At 40.8% G+C, this 20,719-nt stretch carries 15 protein-coding genes and 4 pseudogenes; 9 read left to right on the top strand and 10 right to left on the bottom strand.

Annotated features, from left to right (window positions below; translation table 11 throughout):
• Positions 1-569: 569 nt before the first annotated feature.
• The 3 genes and pseudogenes from LG003_RS11055 to LG003_RS11045 form a co-directional block, all read right to left on the bottom strand.
• Positions 570-1,898 (bottom strand): MFS transporter, encoded by a 1,329-nt coding sequence (locus LG003_RS11055; RefSeq protein WP_112879108.1) that lies wholly within the window; start codon positions 1,896-1,898, stop codon positions 570-572.
• Between the two features lie 234 nt (positions 1,899-2,132).
• Positions 2,133-2,354 (bottom strand): annotated as a pseudogene (locus tag LG003_RS11050) (aminotransferase class III-fold pyridoxal phosphate-dependent enzyme); the annotation flags it as partial.
• Positions 2,331-2,535 (bottom strand): annotated as a pseudogene (locus tag LG003_RS11045) (transposase); the annotation flags it as partial. The pseudogenes LG003_RS11050 and LG003_RS11045, both read right to left, overlap by 24 nt.
• A 142-nt stretch (positions 2,536-2,677) precedes the next feature.
• Here LG003_RS11045 and LG003_RS11040 point away from each other — a divergent pair.
• Positions 2,678-2,953: pseudogene (locus LG003_RS11040) on the top strand (ABC transporter substrate-binding protein); the annotation flags it as partial.
• Positions 2,954-3,036: 83 nt separating this feature from the next.
• Positions 3,037-3,987 (top strand): Rpn family recombination-promoting nuclease/putative transposase, encoded by a 951-nt coding sequence (locus tag LG003_RS11035; protein WP_262980716.1) that lies wholly within the window; start codon positions 3,037-3,039, stop codon positions 3,985-3,987.
• A gap of 456 nt (positions 3,988-4,443) precedes the next feature.
• On the opposite strand, the gene LG003_RS11030 is transcribed toward LG003_RS11035, so the two are convergent.
• The 3 genes from LG003_RS11030 to lsrR all read right to left on the bottom strand — a co-directional run bounded on the left by LG003_RS11030 (position 4,444) and on the right by lsrR (position 9,206).
• On the bottom strand, positions 4,444-5,910 hold the full coding sequence (locus LG003_RS11030; protein ID WP_262980715.1) for a nucleotidyltransferase domain-containing protein: 1,467 nt from the start codon (positions 5,908-5,910) through the stop codon (positions 4,444-4,446).
• 611 nt (positions 5,911-6,521) lie between these two features.
• On the bottom strand, positions 6,522-8,114 hold the full coding sequence (lsrK, locus tag LG003_RS11025; RefSeq protein ID WP_112879105.1) for an autoinducer-2 kinase: 1,593 nt from the start codon (positions 8,112-8,114) through the stop codon (positions 6,522-6,524).
• A gap of 90 nt (positions 8,115-8,204) precedes the next feature.
• Complete coding sequence (gene lsrR / locus LG003_RS11020; RefSeq protein WP_112879104.1) at positions 8,205-9,206, bottom strand: transcriptional regulator LsrR; 1,002 nt, start codon at positions 9,204-9,206, stop codon at positions 8,205-8,207.
• A gap of 231 nt (positions 9,207-9,437) precedes the next feature.
• Here lsrR and lsrA point away from each other — a divergent pair, with 231 nt between their 5' ends.
• The 6 genes from lsrA to lsrG all read left to right on the top strand — a co-directional run bounded on the left by lsrA (position 9,438) and on the right by lsrG (position 15,307).
• Complete coding sequence (gene lsrA / locus LG003_RS11015; protein ID WP_262980714.1) at positions 9,438-10,973, top strand: autoinducer 2 ABC transporter ATP-binding protein LsrA; 1,536 nt, start codon at positions 9,438-9,440, stop codon at positions 10,971-10,973.
• Positions 10,967-11,968 carry an autoinducer 2 ABC transporter permease LsrC gene (gene lsrC / locus LG003_RS11010; RefSeq protein ID WP_112879102.1) on the top strand — a complete coding sequence of 334 codons (1,002 nt, stop codon included), beginning with the start codon at positions 10,967-10,969 and terminating at the stop codon, positions 11,966-11,968. The genes lsrA and lsrC overlap by 7 nt, the downstream gene beginning before the upstream one ends.
• Positions 11,968-12,969, top strand: coding sequence for an autoinducer 2 ABC transporter permease LsrD (gene lsrD, locus LG003_RS11005; protein WP_262980713.1), 1,002 nt, complete (start codon positions 11,968-11,970; stop codon positions 12,967-12,969). Before lsrC ends, lsrD begins: the two co-directional genes overlap by 1 nt.
• Before the next feature lie 62 nt (positions 12,970-13,031).
• The gene (lsrB, locus tag LG003_RS11000) at positions 13,032-14,051 is read left to right on the top strand and encodes an autoinducer 2 ABC transporter substrate-binding protein LsrB (RefSeq protein ID WP_162120152.1); all 1,020 of its coding nucleotides are present in this window, start codon (positions 13,032-13,034) and stop codon (positions 14,049-14,051) included.
• Positions 14,052-14,119: 68 nt separating this feature from the next.
• Positions 14,120-14,995, top strand: coding sequence for a 3-hydroxy-5-phosphonooxypentane-2,4-dione thiolase (gene lsrF / locus LG003_RS10995; RefSeq protein WP_011147358.1), 876 nt, complete (start codon positions 14,120-14,122; stop codon positions 14,993-14,995).
• A gap of 12 nt (positions 14,996-15,007) precedes the next feature.
• Positions 15,008-15,307: a (4S)-4-hydroxy-5-phosphonooxypentane-2,3-dione isomerase gene (lsrG, locus tag LG003_RS10990; protein WP_112879100.1), complete on the top strand. Its 300-nt coding sequence runs from the start codon at positions 15,008-15,010 to the stop codon at positions 15,305-15,307.
• A gap of 162 nt (positions 15,308-15,469) precedes the next feature.
• On the opposite strand, the gene LG003_RS10985 is transcribed toward lsrG, so the two are convergent.
• A complete protein-coding gene (locus tag LG003_RS10985) occupies positions 15,470-15,700 on the bottom strand; it encodes a hypothetical protein (protein ID WP_262980712.1) in 231 nt (76 codons plus the stop codon).
• Positions 15,701-15,732: 32 nt separating this feature from the next.
• Positions 15,733-16,095, bottom strand: a complete 363-nt coding sequence (locus LG003_RS10980; RefSeq protein ID WP_262980711.1) for a hypothetical protein — start codon at positions 16,093-16,095, stop codon at positions 15,733-15,735.
• A gap of 781 nt (positions 16,096-16,876) precedes the next feature.
• Here LG003_RS10980 and LG003_RS10975 point away from each other — a divergent pair.
• Positions 16,877-17,170: pseudogene (locus tag LG003_RS10975) on the top strand (helix-turn-helix domain-containing protein); the annotation flags it as partial.
• Positions 17,171-17,260: 90 nt separating this feature from the next.
• On the opposite strand, the gene yfcD reads toward LG003_RS10975, so the two are convergent.
• Together yfcD and LG003_RS10965 are read right to left on the bottom strand one after the other, a co-directional pair.
• Positions 17,261-17,836, bottom strand: a complete 576-nt coding sequence (gene yfcD, locus LG003_RS10970; protein ID WP_112876260.1) for an NUDIX hydrolase YfcD — start codon at positions 17,834-17,836, stop codon at positions 17,261-17,263.
• Between the two features lie 357 nt (positions 17,837-18,193).
• Positions 18,194-20,071 carry a lipase family protein gene (locus LG003_RS10965; protein ID WP_112876261.1) on the bottom strand — a complete coding sequence of 626 codons (1,878 nt, stop codon included), beginning with the start codon at positions 20,069-20,071 and terminating at the stop codon, positions 18,194-18,196.
• Positions 20,072-20,719: the final 648 nt, after the last annotated feature.

Below are 20,719 nucleotides of genomic sequence, written 5' to 3'. Positions count from 1 at the left end.
CGCCAAGCTAAAAATAATTCATAAAAAATTATTTTTCAACAATAAGACAATACCGCTAACGAATATACCACAAATAGATAAATACAAATTACATTTAACTTAATTACATATTGTTTTGTAATAATTATAACATGAAAAAAATATAAATGTTATTATATCCATAATCACCAAGAAACAATGAAAAATTAAAATAACTTAATTTTTCATTGTTTCATAATAATACACAGTGCAATCTATATCCTATTCAATAATATTTACTATCGCATAAATTAGATACCCTCCAATTTAAATAATTTAATTTTAAGATACCCTATATCTAATTCAAATTTTAAATATAAAAAATAACTTTTTCACTATGTATATTTATAACTAAATACCTACATTAAATTATTTATTAAAATCACAACAAACCAATAACAACATTAATTTAAACTTTATGATTGATATTATTTTAAAAATAACATGGATATTAACACTTATGATCCAACATAATATAAGACATTCTCCACCAAGTAATTAACAGCAAAGTATCCTCCTCAGATTTTTATATTTAAATTGTTCAAGGTTAGCTATTTATGCCTTCTATAACTCACATCCTTAAATGTTAATGATAAAGCCGCTAAAATAGCTGGAATGGATAAAATGGCAAAAATAGTGCTATAACTTAATTCAAGCCTGATCAATTCTGCGCCAAATAAAGTACCGAAAATCCCACCAAATCTTCCAAATCCTAACATCCAGGCAACCCCCGTTGCCCTACAATGAGTCGGATAAAATTGTGCAGAGATTGATCCCATAGACGCCTGAGCGCCATTCATCGTTATCCCGGCAAGAAATATAAGAATACTCAATAATAATACATTTTCTTCCTGACCAATAAAAAAGACCAAAATACCAGCTAGGGCATAATTAGTTGCAACTACTTTATGAGGATTAATTCGATCCATTAACCAACCGGAAAAAACCGTGCTTATTACACCTCCCAAAGGAAATAATGCTGTCAATGTTGCAGCCATGCTAATACTGAAACCAACATCGTTCATTAAAAACGGCATCCAACTTGTCAGAACATAAAAAACCAATGCTCCCATGCAATAGGTTATCCATAACATTGTCGTCCCAACTAAGAATCGATTGGATAAAACCGTTTTAATTGACGACTTATGTATAATTTCTTCTTCATCAAAGGTAAACTTGTTTATATCATTTAAAGCACTACCGGTCATTTTAGACAAAATTCGTCTTATATTATTGTTATCCTCGGAACCACCTTGCAAAACCAAATACCTAAGTGACTCAGGTAATAGAGAAAAGAGAAATAGAGATAGAAATAACGGCAGAATACCCCCTAAAATCAAAACTCCCTGCCAACCAAAATGGGGAATAATCCATGCAGAAATTATCCCACCCACCGCTGCGCCAAGAGGAAAACCACAAAAAACGATATTTATTAACAAAGATCGCCGATTCTCTGGTGCATATTCAGATATTAAAGTTATTGCATTTGACATTGCCGCACCAAGACCTAACCCAGTCAAAAAACGCAAAATAGTTAATGTCTGTATTGAATCTGCAACAGCGGTAGCAAGACTAAGCAGGCCAAAAACAGTAACCGATATTGTCAGCACTGACTTTCGACCAAACCGATCTGCAAGTGGACCAGAAAAAATCGAGCCCAACGATAACCCAAAAAGGGCGGCGCTCATAGTCGGCCCAAGAATAGCCCCTTCTACTTTAAAATCGTTGACCACTGCTGGTGCAATATACCCCATTAATACCGTGTCAAAACCATCAATAACAACAATTAAGAAACATAGAATTAATACCTGCCATTGAACTTTCGAAAATTTTTGATTATTAATAATATGTTGAATACTGACTGTTTTAGTGCTATTCACCTTGAACCACCAATGCCCAAAAATTCACTACTCTTAATTATAAAGATAAATTATCCGTTTAATAACAGATGTAAAGAAAATTTATTTTTAATGTTTTCTGTATTACTTTTATTTACATTCACATTATCACAATAAAAAAACATAATTGACGTTATTATTTTCAATTTATAACATTCCCATGAAATATTTCTATTGACTGACAGTCATGTCTTTAATTTAAAATCTCTGTCCTCTGGTGTGGGTAAACTGTTCCAGTTGTTCTCTGGCTGCCGCGATGACGCGCGGATGGCGGTGACCGATATTCACCACGGCAATACCGGCGGCAAAATTGATATAACGTTGCCTCTGAACGTCCCAAATTTCAGCGTCTTCCGCACGCTCCGCATAGATTTGTGTGGTCACGCCCACGCCTCTTAAAACAGCCGCACTGCGTTTATAGGGAATTATCACTTTTATTCCCTGACGTTTTAACCGGTTGTGTAATGAGTAATGAGTGGCTGGCGTAACCTTTATCAGCAATCACCGCTTTTGAACGCCGTTTCATAAAACCGTTTTTACGCTGAATACCCAGACCATCCAGCAGGCGTATTGCATATTGACTTTCGTGACATTGACCGGCACTGAGTACCACATTTACACAACTGGCAACTATACCCAATGGATTTCAAGATGCATCGCGACGGCAAGGGAGAGAATCTCCGGGAGCATAGCAAACTATGTGACCGGGGTGAGCGAGTGCAGCCAACAAATGAGGCAACTTGAAAGATAACGGGTATAACCAGAATACTGTTCGTCATAATAATAGTTCAGAGTCTGCATCTCTTGATGTCCATAAAGTTAAAAGTGATGTTGAATTTGATAGTATTCACGACTTCTTTAATGGATTAATTGACACAGCTATTGATGATAAGTTAAATCCCGATTTAACAGTCAATTGAGAAACCAAAGATAATAAAGTGTGGTTATTTCATTTAAGAGAAGGGATAAAGTGGTCTGATGGTTCTTCTATTACGGCCCATGATATGGTTTTTAGTTGGCAACGTTTAATTGATCCCGGGGTTTGAGGTGAATAGACCCCTATATGAACATCTGTAGGGTGTGTTAAAGTTAAACTTGGAGTTTTAGGATATGATGAACGATGAAGAAGAACACCACGCCTACATTGCATGATGCTATTTTTAAGCAGTTCTTGACACATCCAGATACCGCCAGGGACTTTCTGCAATTTCATCTGCCGCCGATGTTACTTAAAGTATGTGATCTGGAAACGCTGCAACTGGCGTCAGGGAGTTTTATCGAAGACGATCTTCGACCGTACTACAGCGACGTGTTGTATTCGTTGAAAGCAGGTAAAGGTGACGGCTACGTGTATTGTCTGATTGAGCATCAGAGTTCCCCGGATAAGCATATGGCGTTTCGGTTGCTACGTTATGCGATCGCTGCAATGCAACGTCATCTTGATGCTGGTCATAAAACGTTACCTCTGGTGATACCAGTATTGTTCTACCAAGGAAAAGTCAGTCCATATCCGTATTCAATGAGCTGGTTGCAGGAATTTGATGACCCTAAGCTAGCCAGCGAACTCTACAGTAAAGATTTCCCATTGGTGGATATCACCGTCATTGCCGACGACGAAATCATGAAGCACCGACGAATGGCCGTGCTTGAGCTGCTGCAAAAACACATTCGGCAGCGCGACCTGGCTGATTTGCTTGAGCAATTGGTCACATTATTGCTTGAAGGATACACCACTCAGGAACAACTGGTTTCTGTGATAAACTACATGTTGCAGGCGGGAGAATCCCACGACCCGACTGCTTTGTTGAATACTCTGGCATTACGCATGCCACAGCATGAGGAAGCTCTGATGACTATCGCAGAAAAACTCCGCCTTGAAGGCGAACAACGCGGGATTCAGAAAGGTATACAGTTGGGTGAACAGAAAGGTATACAGCTGGGCGAACAAAAAGGCCGTAAAGAGGAAGCGATTAAGATTGCCCGCACTATGTTGGCTAATGGTCTTGATCGCACGACCGTTATGAAAATGACTGGCCTTTCCGAAGACGAACTGGCGCAAATTCGCCACTAATTCTGACACCAGTAAGAATCCCATTAAGGGCATTGGCTATATAATCATAATACGAGATCCCAATATCGGGATCTCAGGAATTCCTAATCAATTGTCTTAATTGCTCTTTTATGATTTTTCCACTTGCGTTTCTGGGTAAAGTTAAAAAAGTATATCCCTTAGGGCGCTTATACCGCGCCATTACCGTACAAATATAATTTATTGCACTAAATAACTTTCCAAAATAGTGCTCCCTTCGTACAACTCCTTGTGTAGCAAGAGTTGTAAGCTACACATAGTTGAGTTATGAGTTAGTACGGTTTATCAGGCATCAGATTTGCACTGTTCGGATATTAATCGAATAGACCAACTGTATCGGTATTATGAAATTCTATTTAGCTAATGACTATGTTTAGATACGAATTAATAATTTACCCATCGTAATATTCTTAGCTGAAATAACTAGAATCATCCCGTCTATGAAATTGACTTCTCGACCTGTACCATATGTAATCTCTCTGCCACTATTTCACATGCGTCAAGTAATGAATAAAATAAGTTTTCTAATTCAGTTCGACTTCCAATAAGCAATTTTTGCTTTAGCGTGTTCTCACATTCTTTTAGGTTTTGCGTATATTTAATAATGTCGGTGAGAATTTCGTTGTCTCTGTAGTATTCCAAAACCTGAGTTTTCTTAGTTGGGTAGAAACCACCTTTCAGGATTTGCAAAGGTCTTAAGCAGCCGTGATCAGTGAGTTTCATCATCAATCCAAGCATATAATGTGCCCGATGTCCATATGTACCAGAAATCAGATAAGAACGAGCTATTTGCCTTATAGTAAATAGATTGTTGATAATGCCATATACATCACCTTTCAATGACGGTTTCATTTCTAAAGCAAGATTACCATAGACACGCTTAGTTCCATTGATGAGCGCATATGTTCTGAAACCAGGATATTGATGAACATTCGATGCACTATATACGGAGATGGATAAATCCTTGAACCTAGATTGTGTTGAGCGGATTGCTTCAAGAATAACAGTATCGACTTTATCCACTATAACAATAGAGTCTATATCTGAACCACTTCGCATATCACCTCGGGCAGCACTGCCGTGGAGATAAAAGGCTAATAATCTATCTCCAATAAACTGCTTTAAGAGAATAATCACTTGATCGATGAGGGGTTGTAATGAAAGAAGATTGTCTACTTTATCATGTGCCGGCACAATACGTATCTCTGGGTACAAATGCTGCAATAATGTCGAATAGTACTCCGCGATTCCACTTAACCGTGCCGCAGCATCACGAAAAACATTAATATCAGACAAAAGTTCTTCTTCGAACTTTTGCCAAGATATATTGCAAGTGATCAACCAATTAAGGTCTTCTATTGGTGCTTTCAAAACATACGCGCTATCTTTGTGAATACAGGATAGCTCCGTTGATTCGAGCAGACGATATAGCCCCAATTCGGCATAGCGCATTGCCCAACCAAGCTGGCGTACTCCCCAAACGTGGGTCTTTGGCGTCAAGTTTCTGAGGTAGTAGAGACGCGCAATATGGGCAACGCTAAAGACTGCTTGTCTATATATATCAATATTCCCTTTGATATCAGGGAATACCACATCACCGATTTTTTCCGACCGTAAGAGCCAAGGATTCTTAGTAAACTGCCACATACAATGAGGCGGATAATACGATAACTCACTAATAGTAAGATAATTTAGGGTAAACTCAAAAAACTCCGCCTGAAGGTATCTTAGTGATGTAATACAACCTGTGACGAAATTATCAGCTACAATCACGTAAAAATGCCTCACACACCGAGAAGAATAATCAGGTTGGCGGAGATATGAATCAGTTTCCACAATACCAAGAAGATTCTCTCCAAAAACTTCTAATGCGGACTGAATAAAATAGTCAGTTCTTGCATCCATATAAATTTACTCTTTGACATCAGGGCATGTCGCAAAAGGCCGGGGTATTACAGCACACGAGATAATAATTGTGATAACTGCTAAGTTGATTTTTTTGAATTAGCTTATACAAGGTAGCTATTAAAAAGTAGTTTAATTACTTATATCAGTCAAGAAAACTAATTCGATTACTGTCACAATAGGAAATAGCAATAAGGTAATTTTTCAAAATAGTAGATAGTTTAAAAAGAACCTAATCCAACTTTTACAACCTGATTAATAAGCAAGAATCGAGACTGAATTCTTTGTTCCTGTATACCTATTTCACCACCAGTGGAATAAAATCGAACAATTGAGCAGTCTCTGCATGAAATTCTACGGATAAATTAATTAACAATAACAACTATACCCTATGGATTTCAAGATGCATCGCGACGGCAAGGGAGTGAATCCCCGGGAGCATAGCAAACTATGTGACTGGGGTGAGCGAATGCAGCCAACAAAGAGGCAACTTGAAAGATAACGGGTATATCTTTAATGATTATGATTCAGACATAAGAATATTTGGTGCACAAGGCGTATATCAGCGCAAGCACACCCAACAAACCATCAGCAAATCAACCGGTTGAAAGTTATAATCCCGGCGCCTTCCATAATGACGTAGTCAAACCATGATCGACCAACGTTAATTGATCGGCATATATCGCCTGCCAGTTCTGTTTAGCCTTTTGATACACTTCATAATGTTCAGGATTTGGCTGATATTCATGTTGCCAACGCACCAGTTTCTCCCCTGTGTTCTCCATTGCATCATAAAGCCCAACCCCCACTCCGGCAGCAATTGCACAGCCTAAAGCGGTCGATTCTTTAACCATCGGCACCCGAACCGGCAGCCCTGTCACATCAGATAAAATCTGGCTCCATAATTTTCCTTTTGAACCCCCACCAGCGAATACCAGTGAATCCGGTTTCACTGCCGAAAAGGCAGAAATCAGATCCAGATTACAGGCCGAGACAATCGCTGCGTTCTCTTCCAACGCACGAAATAGGGTCGCTTTATTGCATTTCTCAGGATCAATGGAAAGGTTAATAAAGGAAGGCGCAGCGTGATACCAGGCCTTAAACCGCATCACATCAGAGAAAATTGGCATGATACCGTAAGCGCCTGCCGGGACTCTGGCCGCCATGTCTTCCAGTAAGCTATAAGTATCAACGCCAAGACGCTCCGCCAACAGCTTTTCTTCCGCGCAAAATGCATCTCTAAACCAGCGCATGGTTAAGCCAGTAAAGAAACTAATGGACTCCGCTTGAACCATGCCGGGAATAACATGAGGGTTTATCCGTGTATTCATATTTGGGTCAGTGACCGGTGCCGGCAAATTGACAACCTGCTGCCAGAAAGTACCGCCGATAACGGCGGTCTGGGCAGGTTTTACAACACCTAAACCAAGACAACCAAGTTGTACATCACCACCACCCATAATGACCGGTGTACCAACATTCAGTCCACATTGAACAGCGGCTTTCTCAGTGATGTAACCTAACAAGGTTCCAGTCTCTTTTACCGGCGAGAGAATATCAGAGCGCAATCCTGCCATCTCAAGTAGATCGGGACGCCAATCACGGCTCACCAGATCCAGCATACCTGTCGTACCAGCATTGGAGGGATCAACAGCCAATTCACCACTGAGCATATTTGCCAGCCAGTCGCTGATCATGGTTAAAGCGGCCGCCTGACGATAGATATCCGGGCGATGATGAGCAAGCCATAACAGACGAGGCATTGCACCCAACGCTAATGTTTGCCCTGAACACTGATACACATCATATTCAAAAGTGCTGTCATACAACGCCTTCAATTCACTCACTTCTTGGCTGGAACGCGCATCCACATTAGCACAAGCCCAGATCGGCTCACCATCGCGGTTATAAAGCACGATCCCTTCCCGCATAGAACAAGAAGCCACCCCCTGAATAGCACTGGCGGGCAATTGCGCGGTTTTTAGCGCCTGGCGAATACATTGGCAAGCAAGCTGCCAGTTCGTCGCTAAATCAAACTCCATTGAACCCGGTACATCAGGTACAGGCTGATGTATCCATTCAGCCTGCCCTGCGGCGATCTGATTCCCTTCAAGATCAAATATCACTGCACGAACACTCCCTGTTCCTGCATCAAGCGCCATCAGATATTTTCCCGATGGATTAGCACTACGGCGTTGATTCATGATGCTATCCTCAGTTTAATTACTTTTTGAACTTATAGCCTTACCTCAAATTTTTTCTGCTTACTTTCACGGATAGAGTAAATATAGGGTTCAGCGCAGCAAATTCAGCATAGCTTTGGCAGTCTGTTCTTCCGTCACCAATCCATTGATATATTGACCATTCAGCGCAGCAATAATGGCTTCCGCTTTCTCTTCCCCTCCCGCAACGCCAATCACTGTCGGGATAGTTTTCAGCTCCGGCATGGAAATACCTATCAGCTCCTGATGAATCTGCATATCCTCCACCAGCTCACCATCAGCGCACATAAAATAGCCAAGGATATCGCCCACAGCGCCTTTCCGACCAAACATTAGCTGTTCACCACCACTGATATAACCAGAACGCATAATTGTCGCCTGCTGTTTCTGATTAACTGCGCCAATACCAACGATAGCAATATCAGCCGCACAAGCCGCTAGCAAAACATCTCGGACACTGCTCTCCTGACGAAATGTTTCAGCAACCTGAGCAGTGGAAGCTCGTAATGGGGCGGGGATAATATTGATTGAACAGGCTGCATCCAGTTGACCAATACCGGTCATATAAGGACCGACGCCACCGGATAATGTGACAAGCCTAATTTGTTGTGATGAGATAAAACCACTTAAATGTTGCAATGTGCACATGGTGGTCTCGCCAAACCCCACGGCCAATAATTGCTGCGGTTCAATCAATGCCATCAACAAATGTGCCGCACCAACCCCCAATCTGGCACTAAGATTCATATTCGCCAGCGCAGGCAAAACGCGTACCTGTTTCAAAGAGAAATGTTTTTGCAGGGTATCTTCCAGCGCCAAACACCCCTCGTAACGAGAGTTAATTTGTACCCGAATGACGCCTGATTGCCGCCCTTTTTCCAGTAATCTGGAAACTTTTAACCGGCTTAAACCAAGCAAATCGCCGATGTCACCTTGTGTCAGGCCATCGTGATAGTAAAACCATGCAATACGCGCAAGCAGCTCTTCTTCACTCATGCTATTACCCGGATAGGTGTCCTCAGACAATACATTTTTCTCTTTAGCTGATTTTTCTTTCACTGATTTTATCGACATAACCACTTTCTTTTATCCGCACTCAACAGATAACCATTAAAACGTATAACACGCCAGAGTTTTACCGCAAAAATTTGAACACAATTCAATGAATATATAAATTTTTCACAAAGTGTGATTTAAATATTGCCAAGTTCACAATTTAACAGCTACCATGTTGAACAATTGTTTTTTAAATATATAAATGTTCATTTTGTTTGCCTCCGCACCTGCATGTAAGAGGATGCCGCGATGTTACATAACAACACCGCAGTACCACCGCTATTAGAAGTCAGTGGCGCCAGTAAGCAATTTTCCGGCGTAATGGTACTGAAACATATTGATTTTACGCTGTTTCCAGGGCAGATACATGCTCTGTTAGGAGGTAATGGCGCGGGCAAATCAACACTGATGAAGATTATTGCCGGTATCGAGCAGCCGGATAAAGGCACGCTCAAGATTAGCGGTAATCATGTTAGCCATCTTAATCCCACTAAAGCCCATCAACTCGGTATTTATCTGATACCACAAGAACCATTGCTATTTCCGAATTTGTCTGTACAGGAAAACATCCTGTTTCGTCTGCCAAAGCATCAGGTAGATAAGTCTAAAATGAAACAGCTATTGGCATTACTTGGCTGTCAATTAGATCTACATGTCAGTGCTAGCAGCCTTAATGTTGCCGATCAACAACTAGTCGAAATTATGCGTGGCCTGATGCGTAATTCGAAAATCTTAATCCTTGATGAACCTACCGCCTCCCTAACACCAGTAGAAACCGAACGCCTATTTGCCCAACTCCGCGGGTTACAACAGCAAAGTGTCGGCATCATTTTTATTTCCCACAAAATCCCTGAAATTTACCAATTAGCGGATCAAGTCAGTGTCATGCGTGACGGCAGTATTGCTTTAAGTGGCAAAATCCACGATTACACAACCGATGATATTATTCAGGCCATTACACCAATCACAAAAAATCAGCCATTAAATGGCACCCCAAAATTGGGCCTGGATCTTAGCAATAACCAGCACCAGACAGTACCTGATCGACCAATACTGACAGTCACCAAACTGAGCGGCGAGGGTTTCTGCAATATCACCTTCTCAGTGAAACCTGGTGAAATTCTTGGCTTGGCCGGAGTTGTTGGTGCAGGCCGTACAGAACTGGCTGAAACACTTTATGGTCTGCGCCCTGCGATATCCGGGGAAATCAAGTTAAAACAACATCCTATTAATGGGCTAAAAACTGCTCAACGTCTGGCTCAGGGTTTGGTTTATTTGCCGGAAGATCGACAGTCATCAGGATTATTTCTGAATTCATCACTCGGCTGGAATATCTGCTCACTAACCCACAACCGCAATACATTCTGGATACGTCCTGCCTATGACACAGCGGTACTTGAACGCTATTGCCAAATCCTAAATATCAAATTCAGCCATATTAACCAACCGATCAAAACGCTGTCCGGCGGTAATCAACAAAAAATTCTGATTGCTAAATGTCTGGAAGCTCACCCCGCAGTCCTTATTATTGATGAACCTACACGTGGTGTGGATGTCGCGGCACGCAATGATATTTACCAACTGATTCGTCATATCGCCCAACAGCAAGTGGCGATTATTTTTATTTCATCGGATCTGGATGAAGTGGTTCGAATAGCTGATCGGGTATTAGTCATGCATCAGGGAGAAATCAATGGCGAGTTAACTAAGCAACAAATAGATGTTGACACCATTATGCATATCGCCTTCGGCGAACATAAACCACAACAGGCGGCATCATGTTGAAACTTATCCAGAATAACCGAGAAATTACTGCATTGATTGCCATTCTCTGCCTGTTTGGCTTACTCAGTGTTATCGACCACCAGTACTTTAGCTTACAAACTGTTACCCTCGTTTTTAGCAGTGCGCAGATCCTTATCTTGCTTGCAATGGGGGCAACACTGGTCATGCTGACTCGCAATATTGATGTCTCTGTCGGCTCCATTGCCGGCTTATGCGCGGTCATTATGGGAATGTCACTGAATGCCGGCTTTAGCCTGCCCGTTTCCTGCCTGTTGACTCTTCTGCTCGGCATGTGTGCCGGATTCTTCAATGGCGCGCTGGTCACCTGGCTGAAAATTCCCGCGATCGTTACCACCCTCGGCACGTTGGGGCTTTACCGTGGGCTGATGTTATTGCTTACTGACGGTAAATGGATTGAAGGCTTACCAAGCGAATTAAAGCGCCTTTCCGCACCTTTATGGCTCAATATCTCACCTATCGGTTGGCTGTTAATGATCCTGATATTAGCAATGGCGTGGATACTAGCAAAAACCCCATTTGGCCGGAGCTTTTACGCCACAGGAGACAACCTGCAAGGCGCTCGTCAACTGGGCGTTCGTACAGATAGCATTCAAATTATCGCCTTCTCCGTGAATGGTGTCATGGCAGCGCTGGCCGGAATTGTTTTTGCTTCCCAAATTGGTTTTATCCCAAATCAGACTGGCAGTGGGCTGGAAATGAGAGCTATCGCAGCTTGCGTGCTAGGCGGTATCAGTCTGCTTGGCGGCACCGGTACAGTGATCGGCGCTATTTTAGGCGCATTTTTCCTGACACAGATAAACAGCGGATTAGTATTACTAAAACTCCCTGCCTGGTGGAATGATTTTATTGCCGGATTTGTTCTGCTGGCGGTGTTAATTTTTGATGGACGCCTTCGTTGTGCCATCGAAAAAAATATCCGCCAACAAAAATATGCCCGTTTCCTCAAAAATGACAAAAGTAATCAGGTGACATAATGAATATCGGTCAACGTTATGGCTGGGAATTGGCCTTAGCCACATTACTGATTATTGAAATTCTGCTATTTGGCATAGCAAACTCGCGTATGCTGGACATTAATATATTGTTGCTGAGTACCAGTGATTTTATCTGTATCGGGATTGTGGCCTTGCCACTGACTATGGTTATTGTGAGTGGGGGTATTGATATTTCATTTGGCTCAACCATTGGTCTGTGCGCGATATCACTCGGAGTAATGAATCAGGCCGGTATTCCAATGGCCGCCGCTATTCCACTGACGCTATTAGTCGGTGCAATATGTGGAATAATCAATGCAGCACTCATTTTATATACCGGCATTAACCCACTGGTTATCACACTCGGTACCCTATATCTGTTCGGTGGCAGTGCCCTGCTGCTTTCCGGCATCTCCGGTGCAACCGGTTACGAAGGTATTGGTGGCTTTCCACAAGCATTGACTGATTTTGCCAATTTGACTGTGTTTGGCCTACCCATGCCATTGATGCTATTTCTACTCTGTCTCCTTATTTTCTGGCTGTTCATGCATCGTACCCACAGTGGACGCAATATTTTTCTGATTGGACAAAGCAGTAAAGTTGCCCGTTACGCGGCAATTCCCATTGCCCGAACCCTATATCTTCTCTATACCCTGACCGGCATAGCTTCTGCTATCGCCGCTATTGTATTAGTTTCCTATTTTGGATCAGCGCGTTCTGACCTTGGCGCGTCCTTCCTGATGCCGGCAATCACTGCGGTAGTATTGGGCGGAGCCAATATTTACGGTGGTTCAGGTTCAATCATCGGCACCGCGCTGGCTATATTATTAATTGGTTATTTACAACAGGGGTTACAGATGGCCGGCGTCCCCAATCAGGTATCCAGTGCCCTTGCCGGCGCCCTGTTGATCATTGCCGTGGTAGGACGTTCCATCAGCCAGCACCACCACCAAATCCGTGACTGGATACAGCGATGGAGAAATCAGAGATTGTCTTCATAAACCTACAGATTGAATTTTATGACATTACAGTCCCTCTGAAACCCAACAATATGGAGAGAGTAATGAAAACACTAATCCTGAAAAAACTGGCTCTAATTAGCCTATTAAGTCTGGCTTGCGCCTCTTGGGTCCACGCCGCCGAAAGAATCGCTTTCATCCCTAAACTGGTCGGTGTCGGCTTTTTTACCAGTGGCGGTCAAGGTGCGGTAGCCGCCGGGAAAGCTTTGGGTGTCAATGTGACCTATGATGGGCCAACAGAACCCAGTGTTGCCGGGCAAGTCCAGCTTATCAACAACTTCGTGAACCAAGGCTATGACGCTATTGTGGTCTCTGCGGTTTCACCGGATGGTCTGTGCCCTGCGTTGAAACGAGCCATGCAACGGGGAGTAAAAATTCTAACCTGGGATTCAGATACTTCGCCGGAATGCCGTTCAATTTATATTAACCAAGGAACGCCAAACCAACTAGGCGGAATGCTGGTGGATATGGCCGCCAATCAGGTGCAAAAAGAGCAAGCCAAGGTCGCGTTTTTCTACTCCAGCCCAACGGTAACTGACCAAAACCAATGGGTAAAAGAAGCTAAAGATAAAATTGCCGCAGAACACCCAGGTTGGGAAATTGTCACGACTCAGTTTGGTTATAACGATGCAACCAAATCCTTACAAACCGCAGAAGGGATTTTAAAAGCCTGGAGTGACCTGGACGCCATTATTGCCCCGGATGCCAATGCCCTGCCAGCCGCGGCACAGGCAGCAGAAAATCTGAAACGACAAGATGTTGCGATTGTGGGTTTCAGCACCCCCAATGTCATGCGCCCTTATGTTGAACGCGGAACCGTCAAGCAATTCGGGCTATGGGATGTTGTTAATCAAGGCAAAATTTCAATCCATGTCGCTAATGAATTACTCAAGAAAGGTGATTTAAATGTCGGCGATAAACTAGATATTCCCGATATTGGCATTGTTGAAGTTGTACCAAACCGCGTTCAGGGTTACCGCTATGAAGCCAAAGGAAACGGTATTGTTGTTCTGCCTGAACGGGTCATTTTCACCAAAGACAATATCAATCAATACGATTTCTAATACTACTGTCCAGCAATCTCTGCCATGCAGGGTTGCTGGACCAATGTAAGTGAGTTAGGAGAAGAAAAATGGCAGATTTAGATGATATTAAAGATGGCAAAGATTTTGGTATTGATATCCCACAGAAGAACAGCCTGTTTGAACTGAAAGGTTGCGGCGCACTGGATTGGGGAATGCAATCACGACTTTCACGCATTTTTAATCCCAAAACCAATCGAACGGTGATGTTGGCTTTCGACCACGGTTATTTTCAGGGGCCAACAACCGGGCTTGAACGCATCGATATCAATATTGCTCCACTATTTCCCCATACCGATGTCTTAATGTGCACCCGTGGTATTTTGCGTAGCCAAGTTCCACCCGCGACCAACAAACCTGTGGTCTTGCGTGCTTCCGGTGCCAACTCGATTCTGACGGAGCTGTCCAATGAGGCGGTCGCGGTTGCGATGGAAGATGCTTTACGCCTGAATGTCTGTGCAGTAGCTGCTCAGGTCTATATCGGCTCTGAATATGAGCATCAATCAATTAAGAACATTATCAAATTAGTCGATCAGGGAATGCGTTACGGTATGCCAACGATGGCAGTTACCGGCGTTGGGAAAGATATGGTTCGGGATCAGCGCTATTTTTCTCTGGCAACGCGAATTGCGGCCGAAATGGGCGCGCAAATTATTAAAACTTACTATGTCGATACTGGCTTTGAACGTATTGCCAGTGGATGTCCAGTTCCTATTGTGATTGCTGGTGGTAAAAAGCTACCAGAAAAAGAAGCATTGGAGATGTGTTATCAAGCCATTGATCAAGGGGCTGCCGGTGTTGATATGGGCCGTAATATATTCCAATCCGAAGCACCGGTTGCCATGCTAAAAGCGGTTCAAGCCGTTGTACATCAGAATGAGAATGCCAGCAAAGCTTACGAGTTATTTTTAAGTGAAAAACAATAAGGAGAAATTGAGATGCACGTAACTTTGGTTGAAATTAATGTTAAGCAGGACAAATTAGACGAATTTATTGAAATTTTTCGCCTTAATCATCTGGGATCAATTAAAGAAGCAGGCAATTTACGTTTTGATGTATTACGGGACGAAAATATCCCTACCCGCTTTTATATTTATGAAGCCTATGTTGATGAAAAAGCGGCTAATGCACACAAGCAAACCCCTCATTATCTGAAATGTGTTGAACAACTTGACTTTCTGATGTCTGAACCAAGGAAGAAGAGATCGTTTATTGGTGTGATGCCAGAAATAAAATAAATATACCCGTCATCTTTCAAGCTGCCTCTTTGTTGGCTGCACTCACTCACCCCGGTCACATAGTTATCTATGCTCCCGGGGATTCGTTCCCTTGCCGTCGCGATGCAGCTTGAAATCCATAGGGTATAGATAAATTTCATTCTGTAATCCATTGAATAAATATCAATACTTCTCTTTTTCTTTTTCTTCACTATAAGGTTTACCCATAGTAAGAAGACAAGAATATGCAATTGCAAAAAATAAAGCACCAAACCGGATTGAGCTATAATCATAAATACTAAAATAATGTGGAAATATATATACCAGCACACCACCATTTACAGCAATATTATGCTGTACAGTATTAACAACCACAAAAATAACAGTAAAAAGCACCGCTCGAATATAACCCATTACATATCCCCTCAGCTTAAAAAGTACAATAATCACGAAAATAGACATTGCGTAATAAATAGTTTCAAAATTAAATTGGTTGTTTCATCCTCTTTTTCTTTTTTTTCTTTTTGAACAATCATATATAGCTTGCTATCATTTATTAACAGGTCAAGCTCCTGTCTCTTCAGATTATCTATTTCATCTTGCAGGATTGCAATACCACCATCAACAGATAAGCAATTTTTACCTATCTCATAATTAACCGTTCTGATTAATTCATTTATTTCGAAAATGAAACGACTGCTGCTTCTAACATCATAAAGATATCTAAAATTAAGCCTGGATGATATCTCATGTAGTTCTTTAATTTTGAGCTCTAAATCATGCCAACTTTGTCTTGATGAACACACCATATTAAACCTCTAAGCTCGTTATTTTTGACTCATACAATCCTCAAACAATGCGATAACCATTCCATGATCCTGTCCAAAAGAACGTTGTAAGCCCTGAACCTTAGAATGCTGATTATAAATTCCAATGGATGGCCGCTATATAAAAAGGCCGCCATCCACTGCTGAATCAGATAGCTGTGATTCAGTCCCACATGATCCTAATTCCTAACAACATCCAGTTTAACTCCAACCCAATTTATCGTTGATTTAAGACAAAATAGCCCCCTTGATTAGCTCCCTCATAACCAAATAACAACAGCTATTAAAGCACTCCAATATCGAGAAATGCTCTTACCATAGCGGATACCCAGATTATCTGGGCCATACAATATTTTTCACTACTTCTATCAAACCCATTAAACCATAACAATAGAGCAACAAATAGTCTTCCCCCCCCCAATACTTAATTTCTTAAACACTAGCTATCATTAAAACCCAATATATTTCTTTAAATACTATCTATTATTCAAACCTAATAATCATATCCCCGTAGAGTTTTTACCCCTAAAGAATCCGGTTATTTTCATTAACAAAATCAAGAGGTTTAAAATCTTCATGCTCTTTTTACTATTTAATGCGTTTTAAATTCATTGCCCTGCTATATGCTATTATTTTCTTCCTTACACGATTAGAGTTTCGTTTGAAATAACATTTTCCACATCGGCTTAATGCAAAAGTCAGCAATATCAGTCAGGCAATGTCTCTTATGTTCAGCCATAGTGCTCTCTAATTGGAGGATACAATTCACAATGATAAAACTGACGCCTACGTCAAACGATTCAATCAGGTATTTAATTATATTGAGCGCCATTTGGATGAGCCACTCACATTGGAACAACTGAGTGAAGTAGCGAATTTTTCGCGTTATCACTTTCACCGACAGTTTGCCAATTACTGCGGTATACCTGTAGGACGCTATATCCAATTAATGCGATTAAAGCGTGCTTCTTACCGTCTGGCATTCAATCCACTAGAAAAAATCATCGATATTGCGTTGGATGCAGGTTTTCAAAACCCAGAATCATTCAGCCGGGCCTAACACCAAGCATTAGAGGATGGCCGCCAGCCATCCTCTAGTTTTTCATCAATAAGAACGTAAAACCTCATTAATTTTTACTCAGATTAATTAAATAATTCTTTTTGGACTATTCTCATTTTTTTTATAAACAATAATTTCATCAAAATCGTTATTACGTGTCAGCCACAGAGAAAGTGCTTTCAGCGAATCAGGGGTAAATTCATCACAGCGAGCGGTTATCTCCTCCGGTGTCAACCAGCATACATCATCAATTTCCGCTTCCTGTAAAGCAAACGGACCATGACTGATGCAACTGAATAATGCACCACAAATACGGCAATCCTCTGCTTCATAATAAAAACTACCATGTTCTGCAAAAGGCACACCGGCAATACCTAACTCTTCTTCTGCTTCGCGACGGGCAGAATCCAGCATATTTTCACCCGCCATCACAACACCACCTGCGGTCGCGTCCAGCTTTCCCGGATAAAAATCTTTAGTTACTGTACGATGTTGAACCAAAATCTTTCCCATACCATTGTGAACGACAATATAAGTCGCACGGTGTCGTAAACGTTGGGCGCGCATTTGCCGACGCGTAGCCTGAGCAATGACTTCATTATTTTCATTAATGATATCAATCCACTCAACACTCACTACATTCTCTTGATTCTCTTGTTCCATCTTCAAAAACCTTTTTTTATTAGCAGAAAATTGCAAATCTACAAGATGTTTATTTTACTCAAAACAACCAAATCGATAGGGACTCTACGAAGTTATTCGTTTCGGACAACTCATGCAACTTTTTCGCTAAACTTGAAATAGAACTGCAACGAAACTGTAGTCCGATAAGATTTTTACTGGTAATGATAACAGGGTTAATAGCTTCATCTTATCAACCCTGCAAATTAGAAAAGAGAATCTCAACCATCATCCACCCAATATTCCTCATTATGGCGGCATTATTTTCTAGCGTTCTATTGTTTGGTTATAAATGCCAATTCACTAATCTTAATATTCAATTTATTCACCTTTATTTCATCATAACTCTTTCTCAATCCGTGTGGCAATATTGGTATAACGCGTTAAGGCCAAAATACCCCGTTTATCTTGTAGAGTATCAATAAGTGCTTGCTCTAACTGGTTATCCATATTCAAAAATAGTGTATTACGTTGCCGAATATCAGGAACAATATCACTCCTTTCATTCATTGTATTTTCAAATAATTTCTTCTGATCTTGATAAAAATAATATTTGTCTGGCACAAACAACTCTGCAATTCGATCTCCAATGTAATGAATATATTTAAGCATACGATGATCAGGCACCCCCAAGGCATATTTCAAAGTCGGGTTTGCATTACGTGGAAACCACTTATTCTTATCAGCGTCGCTTATCTGTTTAAAAAATTCTTTCTGAATCTCCAATGCCACCTTAATATTATCTTTCGTTTCATGATTCAATGACGGAATCAAATACAATTTTGCCATGACAGGTAATATTTCTGTGAGCCGTATAAGATCGTTTGAATCACTCTTTTTTAAAGTTTCAATAATAAGATCAGCTTTATAAAAATGAACTATTTCCCCATGATGTAAGAAAACTTCCTGACCTTTTGTCAGACCCAATAATTCAATGGTACTAAATAGATAACCTAATGGTCCCCAATAATTATAAAGCCAGTTATCCAAATCTTTTTCCGGAGGCATAGAGGGAATCAAATCATTTTCATTCACATGACGGTAATGTGTAATATCTTCCAATTCTTGTACCGCACTACGGGTTAATGTCCGCGGCATCCCATAACTATATAAACAAGGATGATATTTTTTCAGTTGGGCACTATGCAATAACCCTAAAGCGCCCCCCAAACTATGTCCACAAACAAATACGTTTCGGTTTTTAGCTAAATCAATAATTTTATCAAACATATTTTCATCAGAACCGGGAACTTTTAACTGACCAATAAGATTAAATGCCTCCCAAAATCCCCTATGAACTTTACCATTATTAATAAAACCACTGCATACACCATCTGGTTCACAACCCAATTTCAATGGTTGATACATAATATCAGTAATGGCGTCATCAACACTCGCCGTTCCCCGCCAGCTAACAATAATTTCCTGTTGATTAGCGACATAAAATAACTCCGTATCTCCTATCCCACTTTCACTCGCTTTTGAATCAATAAATACAACATCAGTATAACGTTCACTAAATGGCACATCATAAACAATGGGAGTACGCGATATTTTTTCCACCTTACTCGGTAATTGAGATATATCCAGCATTTGTCGGTTAAAAAAATGAGTAATAGAACCTGCTATATCAACATTATCATCAAAATATGACAGCAATCCCATTAATGCCAAATTATAAGCATTCACCAGGGAATAATCTTTCTGATGATGTAACAATAGTACCCATGCACGAAACGGACATACTTCCAAAACATACCGGCAGTTTGTTGAGAGAACCCGCAAACCTTTCGGTACCGAATCTGGGAAATGATAACGTGGCGGTTTCTCTTCTATCCATTTATCAATTACAGGCAAATCATCACTTATCTGTCCAATCGTCACATAACGGTATTGATGACCTTCCGTTTCTGCTTTTGGTTGGACAACTGATGCCCTAATACTGCGTTTTTCCCGTAATGGACGCTGTTCCATTTCATCAGCTAATGGTTGAGCACTGATATATAACGTTACCGCATCAGATGATAAGCTTTCTTCCCTAAGCAATCCTTGATTATTAGTCACACCTTTGCGTTCATCTCGCAACCTCCCGCTACTTATCAGACGATAAGGCATATTCACTAATGGATTACCTTGTTCATCAACTAATTGAAACTCCAACCAATTTTCTGTCATTTTTTGGCTATCAATAATGTCACGTGGACATAATTCGCTCATAATTATTATCTCCCTTTTTTTATTCTGGAATATTAATTAGACACTTATTATCAGGTCGATACACTAATAATAGTGGGAGAGAAAATTCATTCACTCAAGTCTGTAATTGTAATAAAATTCAACAAATGCAAAACGAATATAATTATGAAAAACACAAGGTAAAAAATAGCAAAAAAATAACAATGCAGATCATTGATTTATTTAATTTCACAAACACTAGATCCACAAAAAATAAAAACCATAAATTTATCCCGACTGACACGGAATTATCATTGCCACAAAATTAAAAAAACAGTCTGATTTATATGAAAAAAATATTATCCATACAAACTATCATGATTAATCATTAAATTTTATTCTTAATGAATCAAATAATAAAAACTTTACGTTTATACCCAGTGCTCGCTAGCACCTGACTATCTTCTCAGTCTACGAGAACCAGAGGAAATCATAGCCAAATCGGGTATTGAGATTTATCATGCCACCTTATCTCGTTAGATTTAGTTTAGTTCTTCATAAAAACTATACCCTATGGATTTCAAGATGCATCACGACGGCAAGGGAGCACTTGCACTTCATTAACACAACAGAATCCATTGTCTGATTAATTTTTACAATATCATTGCCTGTTTTTGATAGACGATCCTG

It is taken from the genome of Photorhabdus kleinii, from assembly GCF_025384885.1.
GTDB lineage: Bacteria > Pseudomonadota > Gammaproteobacteria > Enterobacterales > Enterobacteriaceae > Photorhabdus > Photorhabdus kayaii.
The sequence above is the reverse complement of the archived record's forward strand: the minus strand, read 5'-3'. Positions and strand labels throughout refer to the sequence as shown.